The organism is Limibacillus sp. (assembly GCA_037379885.1).
Taxonomy (GTDB): domain Bacteria; phylum Pseudomonadota; class Alphaproteobacteria; order Kiloniellales; family CECT-8803; genus JARRJC01.
The window spans coordinates 1-13,119 of the sequence record JARRJC010000008.1; the positions used below are offsets into that span (position 1 = coordinate 1).

The following is a 13,119-nucleotide window of genomic DNA, read 5'->3' on the forward strand; positions in this document are numbered from 1 at the left end:
CTTCGCCGTCGACGGAAAAGCCCTCGCTGCCGAAGGAGAGGGACTGAAGCGCGACGGTGGCGCCGCTGCCGTCCCGCGCGCTCACGGCGTTGGCGGTGGTCATGATATCCAAGGAGACGTTGGTCGCGGTATTGGAAACGGAGAGCCCGATCGCCTCGGACCCGATCTCCAGCGTTCCGATCTCCGCGCCGGTCGCGCCGCCCGCGATGCTGAGCGCCAAACCTTCCACCAGGGCGTCCAGGCCGAGGGAGCCATCGACACCCTGATCGTAGGTGCGCGTTTCCACCTGTCCCAGCGCGAGTGAGAGGGCGTCGATGGAAAGCGACTGGGCGGGCGCGCCTTCGCGCGCCGCCATCTCCAGCTTGGCGTCCGTTAGCGACAGGCGCGGCCGGCCATGAAGGTCCAGTTGGTGCTCCAGGATGTTGCGCCCGATGTCGCGGGCCCAGCCGATCATCAGCTCGATGATGCTGGGGGCGCGGTCCGTGACCTCTTCGCCGCCGGTTTCGGCGGGTTCGATCAAGCGCTGGCGCCGTTGCGCGCTCTTGGTGAAGTCCAGGTCCTGGATGTGGAGGGAGAGTTCGGCCAACGTGGCGCTGTCGCCCAGGGGCGTGTTCGCTGCGATCGAGGAGGCGTCCAGGTTGAGGCTGCCCTTTGCCGTCAGGCTGCCGTCGGGCTGCAAGGACTGCTCCAGGCCCACGTCCATCGCCGCGTGGTCCAGCGTAACCGTCTCCCCCTCTTGCGTGGCGATGTCCACGCCGGAGAGCAGATAGGCGCCGGCCACGCTGCCTTCGATCAGGCCGGAATCATGGATTGCGTAGTCGTAGCTGACCTGGGTCTCCAGCGTTCCTTCCTGACGCGCGAGCCCCGTCTCGCCGACGAACTTGGCGACGCGGTCCAGCGTCACGCCGCTGAAGTGGGTATCGAGCGTCACCCTCAGCGGGTCGGCGAGCGGGAGCAGGGTGCCCTCCATCCGCAAGTCGATCTCGTTGACGCTGCCGGTCAGGGCGAAGGCCGTGGGCTCCTCCGGCGTCCAGGACAGCAGACGCTCCAGGGTCAGGCGCTCCACCGCCATGGTTAGCGACCCGCCGGACAGGTCCTCGAAGATCAGTTGGCTGTCGGTGAACTCGAAGCTCTCCACGCCGAAGGCAAAGCCCTCTCCGGACTCTTCCGCCTCGGCCTCTGGCTCTTCTTCCTCAGCGCCGCCCAGCTCTTGAAGGTTCAGCCCGTTGATCTCTATCGAGCCGTTCTCAAGGCGCGAAACATAGAGGTCCAGGCCCCGCAGGTAGAAGGTCTGAATGAAGGCGCGTCCCTCGAAGATCGCACCGAAACTATAGTCGAAACCGGTCTCGCCGATCTCCCCGTCCCGCGCGTCGCCGGAATGGAACACCAGAGGCCCCGCACGGACCTCGCTGTTCCAAAGGTCGATGTCGATGGTCTCGATACCGTCGTGCTCCAGGCCCAGCTGCTCCAGCTGAGAGGAGATGACGTAACGCGCGAGCGGCGTGGGCAGGATGAAGACCACGAAGACGAAGACGGTCAGCAATACGGCCGCCGCACCGGACAGACGGATCGCCCATTCACGACGTGACAATCGCTTGAACCAACTCGGTTCTTTGCTCTCTTCCGGCGCGTCGGTCAGAGTAGCCTCCCTCATTCCCTGATTCATGAACCTATAGCAATCTCAGCTTTAGGCGACTCCAGAGAAACAATTTCTCAAAGGCAACTCAATCGTGGGAAGCGATCCTCGGCGCCGGGCGGACTGCCAAGGCGGCAGCTAAGCCCTGTTCAGGCTCCGGGGGAACTGCGATAAGGGGCAGACGGAACTTTTGGGAAGACTGGACGATGGAAGAGAATGGCGAAGCCTTGAGGGTCATCACGTCCGGCGCCTTCGCGGCGGCCCTCACCAAGCTTCTGCCCGCCTTCGAAGCGCAGTTCGATGGCAGTATCGACCTGCAGTTCGGCTCCTCTCTCGGCGCCGCCAAGGATTCCATACCGACCCGTCTTTCCGAGGGGGAGCGCTTCGACGTCTTCTTCCTGGCCGCCTCGGCCATAGAGCGCTATTCCGAGCAGGGCTATATCGACAAGGACAGCCGGATCGACCTGGTGGAGTCCCACATCGGCGCGACCGTCAGGGTCGCAGACCCGGCCCCGGATATCGAAACCGTCGAGGCCTTCCGCCAAACCCTGCTCGCCGCCAAGTCGGTCGCGCACGCGGCCAGCGCCAGCGGCATCTATCTCTCGACGGAGGTCTTTCCCGCGCTGGGCATCGCCGAGCAGATGAAGAAGACGGCGCGCACCGTCTACAGCGAGCGGGTGGGCCGCGTGATCGCCCGCGGCGAGGCCGATCTCGGCTTCCAGCAGATCAGCGAGATCCTGCCGATCGAAGGGGTCAAGGTCATCGGGCGGCTGCCAGAGGAGTTCCGTCGGCCCTTCATCTTCTGTGCGGGCATCGGCGCTGAAAGCCAGAGGCGCGAGGACGCCAAGGCCCTGCTGCGCTTCGTATCCTCGCAAGAGGCGGGTCCGGCGATCCGGGAAACCGGCCTGGACCCGCTTTTCCCGAAAGTCACCTGAGGGCAGCCCTGAACCGACCGAATTTTCCGAAAAGGATGGATATCGACGATGAGCAAGACTGGAACGAACCGGCGGGTTGACGCCGAAGCGGCGCGCGCGCGTTTCGAAAAGGCGTTGGAAGAGCACGAGCAGGTCTTCGAGCAGTTCTTTCTGGCCCGGCTCATCGGCCTGGAATACAGCTATTTTCCCGAAGAGGCGGCGGACGCCGACAAGGAGTGCTGCCACATCGAGTTCGAGGTCTCCGAGATGTTGATGAACCCGCAGGGGACCCTGCACGGCGGGATCATGGCGACCGTGATGGACATCTCCATGGGGCATCTGGTCAACAAGATCGCGGGGCCCGGCGCCACCATCGAGATGAAGATCCAGTTCATGCGCCCCGTCGCCGCGGGCAGGGCGGTCTGCGAAGGCCGCTTCCTGCGCCGGGGCCGCACGCTCTCCTTCATGGAGAGCCGCTTTTTCAGCCCGGACGGAAAGCTCTCGGGCCTGGCCACCGCCACCTGGAAGACACCGGAACGCTAACCGGCCAGATCCCGCAGCGCCTCGAGCAGGGCGGGGTCCAGTTCAACGCCTTGCGCCTCCGCGCATCTCAGGTTTTCCAGCGCGCGCTGGCCGGGCAGACGAACGGGCTGCTCGGGATCGACGGCGGGCGTCTCTTCGATCAGACGGCGGAAGAGGGCCAGGCGCTCGGCCAGGGCGGAGCCGGGCTGAAGCCGCGCGGTGTCGATCAGGATGAAGAACTGGCCTAGGTCCTGGCGCGCGTCCGGCTCCTCGCTGAGGGATTTCACGCCGGTCAGGAAGGTGGAGCCGGATAGGACGCCCGCGAGCAGGTCCAGGAACAGCGCCAGGCCGGCGCCCTTGTAGCCGCCGATCGGCTGCAAGAGTCCATCGACGGCGACCCTCGCATCGCTGGTCGGGCGGCCCTCCAGGTCTGTCGCCCAGGTCTCGGGGATGCGCTCCCCCTTTTTCGCGGCGTTCCGGATGCGAGAGCGGGACACCACCGAAAGCGCCATGTCCAGAAGGAAGGGCTGTCCGCCCGGATCGGGAAAGCCGCAGCCCAGGGGGTTGTTGCCGATCCGCGCTTCGCGGCCGCCGCTGGGTGCGATCATCGGCGTGGCGTTGGAGGCGATGAGGGAGGCGAAGCCCTCACGCGACGCCAGCCAGCAGTAAGGCGCCACCGCGCCGATGTGGTTCGAGTCCTGGCAGAAGGCGGCCGCGATCCCGGTATCCCGCGCGGCCGCCATGGCTTCCTTGAGCGCCCTGGCGGCGACCGCCGGGCCCAGGGCATTGGCGCCCTGTACGCGGCGCAGGCCGGGGGCGGCGGCGCTGCAATCGATCCGGGCCTTGGCGTCGATGCCGCCGGTCCTCAGCCGCTCCCCGTAGGAGAGCACGCGGGTGACGCCATGCGTTTCGATCCCCATCATCTCCGCGATCACAAGGATCTCCGCTGCGTCCTCCGCCGCCTCGGCATCGACCCCCAGTTGGCGGAAGGCCGCGCTGCAAAGTGCGGTCAGTTCCGCCCGGGAAAGCCGGGGGCGAGGCGCGCCGGCCATGCCCTTCTAGCCTTCTTCCTTGCCGGCGGAAGCGCTGCGGCCCAGGCGCTGGATCAGCGGGATCAACACCAGGATCGCGACCGTGATCGCCATGATCGACAGCGACCCGCCGCGCTCGAAGAAGATGACCGCCGAGCCGCGGGAGATGGTGAGGGTCTGGCGCAGCGCCTCCTCGGCCAGCGGTCCCAGAACCAGCGCCAGGACAAGCGCCGCCGGGGAGAAGCCGAACAGCCGCATGAAGAACCCCACGATGCCCGCGGCGAACATCAGCCAGGCCTCGACGATGGAGCCGCTGACGCTGAAGGTGCCGAGGGTGCAGATCACGATCACCAAGGGCGCCAGGATGCGGTAGGGAATCTTGATCAGCCAGACGAAGACCGGGATGGCGAAGATGTTGATCGCGAGCAGCGCCATGTTGCCGAGATACATGGAGGCGATCAGGCCCCAGGCGAACTCGGGGTTCTGCTCCATCAGCAAGGGGCCGGGGCGCAGACCCCAGAGCAGGAAGGCGGCCAGCAGAACCGCAGTCGAAGCGGAGCCCGGAATGCCGAGCGTCAGCAGCGGGATCATGGCGCCGGAGGAGGCCGCGTTGTTCGCGGTTTCCGGCGCGACCAGTCCGGCCATGGCTCCTTTCCCGAACTTCTCCGGCGTCTTGGAGACCGAGCGCTCGATGGAATAGGACATCAGCGAGGCGATGGTCGCCCCCGCGCCCGGAATGACGCCGACCACGAAGCCCAGGATGGAGCCGCGCACCATGGTCATGCGGGTTTCGACCCAATCGCGCGCCTCGGGCCAGAAGCGCTGGTCCTTGGTGTACTGGACGATCGAGCCGGAGCCCTTGGCGTGCAGTCCTTGGAAAAAGGCGTAGTAGAGCTCGCCCAGGCCGAAGAGGCCGATGGCGATGGGGATGAAATGGATGCCGCCGATCAACTCGGCCGAGCCGAAGGTGTAGCGGCCCTGACCGGTCTCCAGGTCCACGCCGACCGTGCCGAGCGCAAAGCCGATCAGGGCGGAGATGACGCCGTAGCGCCAGTTCTCTCCGATCATGACGATCAGCGTCAGCATGCCCATGATGGCGAGCAGGAAGTATTCCGGCGGCCCGAAGTTGCGCGCGACCTGGCTGAACAGCGGCGCCAGCAGGGTGATCAGGATGACGCCGACCGTGCCGCCCACGAAGGAGGCGGCGGCCTGCATCACCAGTGCGGGACCGGCGCGCCCCTGCTGGGCCAGTGGAAAGCCGTCGAAAGTGCTGGCGACGGTCGCGGACTCGCCGGGCGTGTTCAAGAGAATGGAGGTGATGGTGCCGCCGTACATGGCGCCGTAGTAAATCGCCGCCAGCATCATGACCGCGCCGATGGGGTCCATCCCGAAGGTGACCGGCAGCAGGATCGCCAGACCCGCCGAGGGACCGAAGCCGGGAATCACCCCGACCACCATCCCGACCATCGCGCCGATGAAGAGATAGAGCAGGTTCATCGGACTGATGGCGACCGAGAGGCCCAACCAAAGGTCTGAGAAAATTTCCATGTCCAGCGGGACTCCAAGCAGCGCCGTGTGACGGCGGCGGTTTGAGAGGGGGCGTCAGAAAGGAAGCGGCAGCAAACCCTCGGGCACCGAGGCGTTCAAGAGCACGTCGAACAGCAGGAAGACGGCCACGGGAAAGGCCAGGGAGACCGCCACGTTCTGAACGGTATGGCCGCGGTTGAGGACGCTGAGGCAGAGCAGCAGGAAGGCCGCCATGGCGAGCAGACCGCCCAGCAGATTCAAGGTCAGCACCAGAAGCCCGGAAGCCACGACGATCAGCAGCACCGTGGGCCAGTGGGGCGATGCCGCCTCGCGCTCGCGCGCCAGCTTCCAGTCGGCGAAAAGGCAGAAGCAGCTAAAGGCGACCAGTGCCACGCCGATGATGCGCGGGAAGAAGCCCGGCCCCAGCCGGCCGGCGGAGGAAAGAAAGGCCAGTTCGGCAAAGGCGATGTAGCTATAGAAAAGGCTCGCGGCCAGAACCACGAGCAGGAAAGGGACCCTCATGAAGGCCGACTCCCAGGCTGGCGGCCGGCGGCCCCTGACCTTGGGACCGCCGGCTGCGCGTCAAGCGAAAAGGCTGCTTACTTGATGACCCCTTCCTCGCGGAGAATCTCGGCGAAGCCTGCCTGAGTGTTCAGCAGGAAGTCCTCGAAATCCTTGCCGTACTTGATGTTCTCCGTGAGCTGGTTCTTGGCGATGTAGTCGGCCCACTCGGGCGTCTCGACCACCTTCTTCATGGTGCCGATCCACCAGTCCTGCGCCTCTTGCGGTGCGTCCGGCGCGAGGATCAGGCCGCGCGGCATGGAGACGCCCACGGGATAGCCGGCCTCGGCCAGGGTCGGGATGTCGCCAAGCTCAGCCGGTGTCTTCTCGCCGCTGAAGGCCAGGGCCTTCATGTCGCCGGATTCGACCATGCCCAGGATCTCTCCGGGGTTGGCGACCATGGCGTCCACGGCGTCGGAGAGCAGCGCGGTCTGCATCTCGCCGAACTTGTTGAAGGACACGTAGTCGAACTCAAAGCCCGCCTTCTTGGAGAAGAGCTTGGGGACGATGAAGTCCACGTTGACCGTGCCGGTGCCGCCGATGGTGATGCGGTTCTCCTTGGCGTAAGCCACGAACTCTTCGAGAGTGTTGATCGGCGAGCTGCCGTTCACCATCAGCACCAGATCGTCGGTCGCGAGCAGCGCGATGGGGGTGAACTTGTCCGGGCCCCAGGGCGTGTCGGCCTGCAGCGGCGTGGTGATGAAGCTGCCGCTGGTGGTGGAGATGTCGTAGCCGCTGCCAGCCTTGGAGTAGAGGTAGCCCCAGCCGACCGCGCCGCTTCCGCCCGCGCGGTTCTCCGCGGAGATGTCCTCGGGATAGAGCTCGTACTTCTCCAGGATGTCGATCAGCGTGCGGGACATGATGTCGTTGCCGCCGCCCGGACCGAAAGCGATGGTCCACTCCAGGGGCTCGCTGGGATAGGTCTGCGCCTCGGACTCGCTGCTCCAGGCAAAGGCGGTGAGGCAGGCGGCGGCGAAGGCGCCCGCGCGCAGGATGCCGCCGGTGCGTGATTTCAATCCGAACATTCTAAGGGTCTCCTCCCAATAAGGTTTTTGATCTCCTCCCGCAGCTCATTCAAGCGGCTGGGGACTGTCAGGAGCGGCTGCCGTTCTTCATGCGGCGGGCCGTCGAACCGGTCGCCGGATGGCGCATGCCCGGTTCCTTCTCAGGGTCAGAAAATTCCGCTGATAGACCCCTATTGTCAACAATTATTATCCGCTGGGAAGCTCAGAGCTTCCTTTAAACCTGTGTGTTTTGGCGGATTAGAAGGCAGTCGAGGTCGTTGTCAAGAATTGCCGTCTGCCATATGTTGACAATCCGAAACTGCTAATCAAAGCCTAGAGGAGGGCCTGGAGAAGTGGCAGAGAGCGATCAGGAAGACGAACTGCTGTTCGAGATGAAGGAGGGGATCGGCTGGATCACCTTCAATCGCCCGCAGGCCCGCAACGCCATGACCTTCGCCATGTATGACCGCCTCACGGAGATCTGCGGCGAGGTGGAGCAGGATCGCAGCGTCAAGCTGCTGGTACTGACGGGTGCGGGCGAAAAGGCCTTCGTCGCCGGCACCGATATCTCACAGTTCAGGGCCTTCAAGACGGCGGAGGACGCCTTCGACTACGAGGCGCGAATTGAACGGGTGCTGGGTGCGCTGGAGTCGCTGCGCGTGCCGACCATCGCGGCCATCTCGGGCGCCTGCACCGGCGGCGGCGCGGCCATCGCCGCCTGCTGCGACCTGCGCATCGGGGCCGCCAACGCGCGCTTCGGCTTTCCCGTCGCGCGCACGCTGGGCAACTGTCTGGCGATGAACAACTATGCGCGCCTGAAGGACCTGATCGGCGCGGCGCGGGCCAAGGAGCTGCTCTTCACCGCGCGCTTGATGGAGGCGCAGGAGGCGGAGCGTCTCGGCCTGCTGTCCGAAGTTCTGCCGGACCGCGCGGCCCTGATGGAACGCGCCGCCGAGCTGGCGGACCACATCGCGGGCATGGCGCCGCTGACGCTACAGGCGACCAAGCAGGCGCTGCTGCGGCTTCAGACCCGGCTGTCGAAGGAGGAGGGGCGCGACCTGATCCGTCTCTGCTACACCAGCAACGATTTCCGCGAGGGCATGGAAGCTTTCCTCGCCAAGCGCAAGCCGGAGTGGACCGGCACCTGACCGGCACCTGACCGGGACCGGCGGGCAACTCGCAGAAGACTGGAGAAAAGATCCCAATGACCGAGAAAGTTCTGGCGGGAAAGACCGCCATCGTCACCGGCTCCGGCCGCAATATCGGCCGGGCGGTCGCCGTCGAACTGGCGCGGCGGGGCTGCAACGTGGTCGTGAACGGCTCCTCCAACCGGGAGAACTGCGAAGCCACCGCGGCTGCCGTGTCCGCGGAGGGCGTGGAGGCGCTCGTCTGCATGGGTGACGTCAGCAAGTCGGCCACGGTCTCGGCCATAGCAGAAGAGGCCCTGGGCCGCTTCGGCACGGTGGATATCGTCATCAATAATGCTGCGATCCGCCCGCACAAGCCCTTCGTCGAGATGAGTGACGAGGATTGGCACGGCGTCATGGATGTGGGCCTGACCTCGGCCTTCTACACCTGCCGCGCCTTCATCCCGGGCATGGTCGAGCGCGGCTGGGGCCGCGTGGTCAACATGACCGGCATGAAGGCGATCCGCGGCTACAACGAGGGCGCGCCGATCTCCGCGGCCAAGAACGGGCTCTGGGGTCTCACAAAGGCGCTCTCCACGGAGTTCGCCGGGCGAGGTATCACCGTGAACGCGGTCTCCCCAGGCCAGACCAAGGTGGAAGGCCGCGACGGCACGGACCCCAAGCAGCTGGCGGCCATCCCCGTCGGCTTCATGGCCGAACCGGAGGATATCGCCGCCGTCGTCTGTTTCCTCGCCTCGCCCGAGGGACGTTTCGTTACCGGTCAGATGATCGGCGCCAATGGGGGCGCTGCGACCTGAGTGCTTTTTGCGGCCTCAGTCCTGGGCGTCCTTCTCACAGGCGGTGACGGCCAAGGCGTCGGAGCGTGTGAGACCGAGGTCCCTCAGCAGATGCCCATCGATGGAGCGGAACTGTTCGCGCGCCTTGCGCTGCTCGATTCTGGTCCGGCGCCTGTCGGCGGCCTTGGCCAGCAGGCCCGCCGCAGCGCGCCACAACAAGACCAGCAGACGGCCCGCCTGGCGCACCTGCTCTCTGCTGGCGGATCCTCCCCGGCTAGGCACGGTGAGCGCGCCGAGCGCTTGGGAACAGGATGTGTTCTGGTCCATTGCCTTGCCCTCTCGTCTTGCGGTTCGCCCGCGACAGCCGGTTCGCGAAGAAGCGAAGCTGCCCGGTGTGGGCGCAGTGAATAGAGGCAAGTGGGTTGTTGCGCTGTGAAGCAGATCACAGAATCCGGGTGAAGATGAATTGCTCTCCACAGAGCTCGACTGTACTTATTTATTAGATTTCATCTTATAATGATCTCGCGGTATGAAACGCGCGGCCTCTTTTTGGATGCCGCATTCTCCGTTGCGAGTGTTTGGTGGAGCGGGTTTTGCCATGTCGGTCGAAGAGTGGCTCGCCGGGCTGGGCTTGCAGCAGTACGCCGACAGCTTTCGCGAAAACCATGTCGACGAGAGCCTGCTGAAAAGTCTGACTCTGGAGGACCTGCGCGACATCGGGGTGACCCGGGTCGGCGACCGCAGGCGCTTGCTCAACGCCATCGCCCTTTTGAATCAAAAGCGGCCCGAAGAGCCTTCCGAAGAAACCCGTGAACCCTCCGGCCCTGAGCCTGACATCGACCAGGATGCCCTGGACGACGCCGGCCGCGCGGTCGCACCCGACGACAGCGATCTCGGCGAGCGCCGCACAGTTACGGTGCTGTTCTCCGATCTGGTCGACTCGACCGAACTCTCCACCCGGCACGACCCGGAGGAGCTCGGTGAGATCATGAAGCGCTACCGCGACGTCTGTGCTGAAACCATCGAGCGCTTCGGCGGTTATGTCGCGCGCTTCATGGGCGACGGCGTGCTGGCCTATTTCGGCTATCCGGCCGCGACCGAGAATGCCCCTGAGAGCGCCCTGCGCGCGGGGCTTGCGATCAACGAAGCGGTTCCCGCGCTCGAGATTTCAGACCTCGATCCGGAGATGACCCTGCGCACCCGCGTGGGGGTGGCGACCGGACTGGTGGTGGTCGGCGACCGAGTCGGCAAGGGGGCCGCCTCTGAGAGCGGCATCTCGGGCGAGACGCCCAATCTGGCGGCCCGCTTCCAGCAGATCGCAGCGCCCGGCCAGTTGATCTGCGGGCAGGTCACGCTGCGTCTGGCCGAAGGTCTCTTCGAGTCCGAAGAGTTGCCGCCGCAGAAGATCAAGGGCTTTGAGGACCTGATCAAGACCTACCGCATCCTTGGTGAGCGTCAGGTGGAAAGCCGCTTTGTCGCAAGGAACCACGGCGGCGCAAGGCTGATCGGACGCACCCAGGAGAAGGCCCTGCTGCACGACCGCTGGGCGACGGCCTGCGAGAACGAGGGGCAGGTGGTTCTGATCACCGGGGACCCAGGCATCGGCAAGTCGCGACTCCTGCAGGAGTTCTTGGGTGACATCGCCTCCGAGCGGCACTTCCGCATCGCCTTCCAATGTTCGCCCGCCTTCCGGGACAGCGCGCTCTATCCCGCACGCCGCCAGTTGGAGATGGCGGCGGGCTTCAGTGCGGGTGACGACGCGCAGACCAAGCGCGAGAAGCTGGGCGCAGCTCTCAGGTCGATACCGGAGACGCTACGATTCCAAGCGGACTTGGAGCTCTTTCTCGATATCCAGGAGCCGGGCGCCCAGGATCAGCCCCCGCCGGAGCAGGCCCGCGCCGCGGCGCTCTTCGCGCTCTGCGAGCGGATCATGCTGGCCTCCGAACTGCGCCCGGTGCTCTGCATTCTTGAGGACGCGCACTGGATCGACCCCTCGACCCTCGACCTTTTCACCATGTTGCTGGAGCGGGTTCAGACGGCGGCGGTCCTGGTGGTGGTCACCTTCCGGCCGGAGTTTACCAGCCCCTGGACGCAACTGCCTTATGCGACGCTGCTGAAGCTTTCGCGTCTCAGCCGCACGCAGAGTCAGCACCTGATCGAAGCCCTGTTGGAGGGCCGCACACTGCCCGGCGACTCTCTCGCCAAGGTGATCGAGAAGACCGACGGCATCCCCTTCTTCATTGAAGAGGTGCTGCGTTCGCTGATCGAGAGCGGCGATCTGGAGGAGGCGGGCGGCGCGGCGCGCGCGGCGGGGTCGATCCCCGACAGCCTCAACGACACGTTGCTCTCCCGCCTGGACCGCGATCCCGACGCCAAGCGGGTCGCCCAGGTCGCCTCGGTCATTGGCCGGGAGTTTTCCGCCGGGCTGCTTTCCGACCTGACGGGCATGCCGCCCGATCTGTTGGAAAGCGCCCTGGCGAGCTTGGTCTCCTCCTCGATCATCCTGCGCAGCCACAGTCCCTCGGGTCCGAGCTACAGCTTCAAGCACGGGCTGCTGCAGGAGGCAGCTTACGCGACCCTGCTGCTGCGCAACCGGCGGCGGCTGCATCAGCGCACCGCGGAGCTTTTGCTTTCCAACAACGGAGACCTTGCGCGCTATCAACCCGAAATCATCGCGCGTCACTACGATGAAGCCGGTATGCCGGAGCAAGCCGCCGAGGCCTGGCTTGCCGCCGGGCGCTACGCGGTCGGCCGGGGCGCCTACCGTGAAGCCCTTCAGCATCTGAAGGACGGCCTGACGGCCGTGTCCTGCCTTCAGGACACGCCGCAGCGCCATCGTCTCGAACTGCCCCTGCAAATGTGCGTTGCGGAGACGCTGCGTTCGGCGCGCTTTACTGGCGGCGACGATGCGAAGAAGGCCTGCAAGCGGGCCCGCAGGCTCTGCGAGCTGCTGGGCGACACCGCGAACCTCATGAAGGTCTTGAGGCTGGAGTTCAGCTTGAACTTCAACCGGCCGGACATCCAGGGGGTGAAGCAGGTGACCCGCGAGTTCACGGTGCTGGCCGAGCGCACGAACGACCCCATCGCCTACCTGCTGGGCCATCAGAGCCGGGGGTGCCTGAACGTCTTCATGGGCGACTTCGAGGCGGGCGACCATGAGCTGAGATGCGCTCTCGAAGTCGCGCAGTCGATCAAGGAGGAGGGGGTGCTGCGCTCACTGCACTTCCCGACCACGGCGCTCAATTACCTGACCTTCGCCAACCTATTGATGGGCCGGGTGGAGACGGCGTCGGGCTTCTGGGAGGAGGCGTTGGAGGTCGCCGCCAAGGACGGCAAGTTCGCGCGTATCCTGGGACTCAGCAACAGCCTCATCTTCCAGCTGCTGCAACGCAACGATAAGGGCTACCGCGACCATATCAGCGAGATCAGCGCCTCTTCCGCCATTCTCGGCAGCAACTACTGGCAGCAGCTTTTGCGCCTGCATCAAGGCCTGATCCTCGCAGCCGAGGGAGACATGGATTACGCGCAGGGCCTGGTGTCGAACGCCGTGAAGGTCTTCAAGGAGAACGCCATCGAGATCGAGGTGCCCTTCTATCTCGGCATTCTGGCCGAACGGCTCTTGAACCGGGGCAAGGCGGACATGGCGCGGGAGATTCTGGGCGACGCCGTGATGCGCGCGGAGAAGACCGGGGAGCGCTGGTTCCTGGCGGAACTTTACCGGCTGCGCGGCCTGGCGATGCTTGAGGAGGAACCGGGCTCCGCTCTCTTCAACCTCCGCCAGGCGCTGAGCACGGCGGAGAAGCAACACGCGGCGCTGTTCCGCCTGCGGGCGGCGGCGAGCCTCTTGGAAATCAGCGAAGGTTCGACGGCCCAGCGCCAAGCCAGGCAGGCCTTGGAAGAGGCGCTGGAGTTCTTCGAAGGCGAGACGGCGCGCGCGCTTCCCGATGTCCGCATGGCCGAAGCACTGCTCTCGAAGTCGAGTGCGGCCTGACATGACCCG

11 protein-coding genes are annotated in these 13,119 nt (G+C 65.4%); 5 read left to right on the forward strand and 6 right to left on the reverse strand.

Going from position 1 to position 13,119, the window contains the following annotated elements; translation table 11 throughout:
• Positions 1 to 1,591 (reverse strand): DUF748 domain-containing protein (locus tag P8X75_03930; GenBank protein ID MEJ1994350.1); only part of this gene is annotated, 1,591 nt, incomplete at its 3' end.
• 251 nt (positions 1,592 to 1,842) lie between these two features.
• Here P8X75_03930 and P8X75_03935 point away from each other — a divergent pair.
• Together P8X75_03935 and P8X75_03940 are read left to right on the forward strand one after the other, a co-directional pair.
• Positions 1,843 to 2,571 carry a substrate-binding domain-containing protein gene (locus P8X75_03935; GenBank protein MEJ1994351.1) on the forward strand — a complete coding sequence of 243 codons (729 nt, stop codon included), beginning with the start codon at positions 1,843 to 1,845 and terminating at the stop codon, positions 2,569 to 2,571.
• A 48-nt stretch (positions 2,572 to 2,619) separates the two neighbouring features.
• Positions 2,620 to 3,093: a PaaI family thioesterase gene (locus P8X75_03940; protein ID MEJ1994352.1), complete on the forward strand. Its 474-nt coding sequence runs from the start codon at positions 2,620 to 2,622 to the stop codon at positions 3,091 to 3,093.
• Here the strand turns inward: P8X75_03940 and P8X75_03945 are convergent.
• From P8X75_03945 to P8X75_03960, 4 genes are all read right to left on the reverse strand, one after another.
• Positions 3,090 to 4,124 (reverse strand): Ldh family oxidoreductase, encoded by a 1,035-nt coding sequence (locus P8X75_03945; GenBank protein ID MEJ1994353.1) that lies wholly within the window; start codon positions 4,122 to 4,124, stop codon positions 3,090 to 3,092. The genes P8X75_03940 and P8X75_03945 overlap by 4 nt on opposite strands.
• A gap of 6 nt (positions 4,125 to 4,130) precedes the next feature.
• Entirely contained in the window at positions 4,131 to 5,651 is a 1,521-nt protein-coding gene (locus P8X75_03950) for a tripartite tricarboxylate transporter permease (GenBank protein MEJ1994354.1), read from the reverse strand.
• Positions 5,652 to 5,705: 54 nt separating this feature from the next.
• A complete protein-coding gene (locus P8X75_03955) occupies positions 5,706 to 6,152 on the reverse strand; it encodes a tripartite tricarboxylate transporter TctB family protein (GenBank protein ID MEJ1994355.1) in 447 nt (148 codons plus the stop codon).
• A 77-nt stretch (positions 6,153 to 6,229) separates the two neighbouring features.
• Positions 6,230 to 7,216: a tripartite tricarboxylate transporter substrate-binding protein gene (locus tag P8X75_03960; protein ID MEJ1994356.1), complete on the reverse strand. Its 987-nt coding sequence runs from the start codon at positions 7,214 to 7,216 to the stop codon at positions 6,230 to 6,232.
• Positions 7,217 to 7,548: 332 nt separating this feature from the next.
• Between P8X75_03960 and P8X75_03965 the strand changes: the two genes are divergently transcribed.
• Together P8X75_03965 and P8X75_03970 are read left to right on the forward strand one after the other, a co-directional pair.
• On the forward strand, positions 7,549 to 8,343 hold the full coding sequence (locus P8X75_03965; GenBank protein ID MEJ1994357.1) for an enoyl-CoA hydratase/isomerase family protein: 795 nt from the start codon (positions 7,549 to 7,551) through the stop codon (positions 8,341 to 8,343).
• A 56-nt stretch (positions 8,344 to 8,399) separates the two neighbouring features.
• Positions 8,400 to 9,140: an SDR family oxidoreductase gene (locus tag P8X75_03970; protein MEJ1994358.1), complete on the forward strand. Its 741-nt coding sequence runs from the start codon at positions 8,400 to 8,402 to the stop codon at positions 9,138 to 9,140.
• A gap of 15 nt (positions 9,141 to 9,155) precedes the next feature.
• Here P8X75_03970 and P8X75_03975 read toward each other — a convergent pair whose 3' ends face one another.
• Positions 9,156 to 9,446 (reverse strand): hypothetical protein, encoded by a 291-nt coding sequence (locus P8X75_03975; GenBank protein MEJ1994359.1) that lies wholly within the window; start codon positions 9,444 to 9,446, stop codon positions 9,156 to 9,158.
• Between the two features lie 271 nt (positions 9,447 to 9,717).
• Between P8X75_03975 and P8X75_03980 the strand changes: the two genes are divergently transcribed.
• Positions 9,718 to 13,110, forward strand: coding sequence for an AAA family ATPase (locus P8X75_03980; GenBank protein ID MEJ1994360.1), 3,393 nt, complete (start codon positions 9,718 to 9,720; stop codon positions 13,108 to 13,110).
• The last annotated feature ends 9 nt before the right edge of the window (positions 13,111 to 13,119 follow it).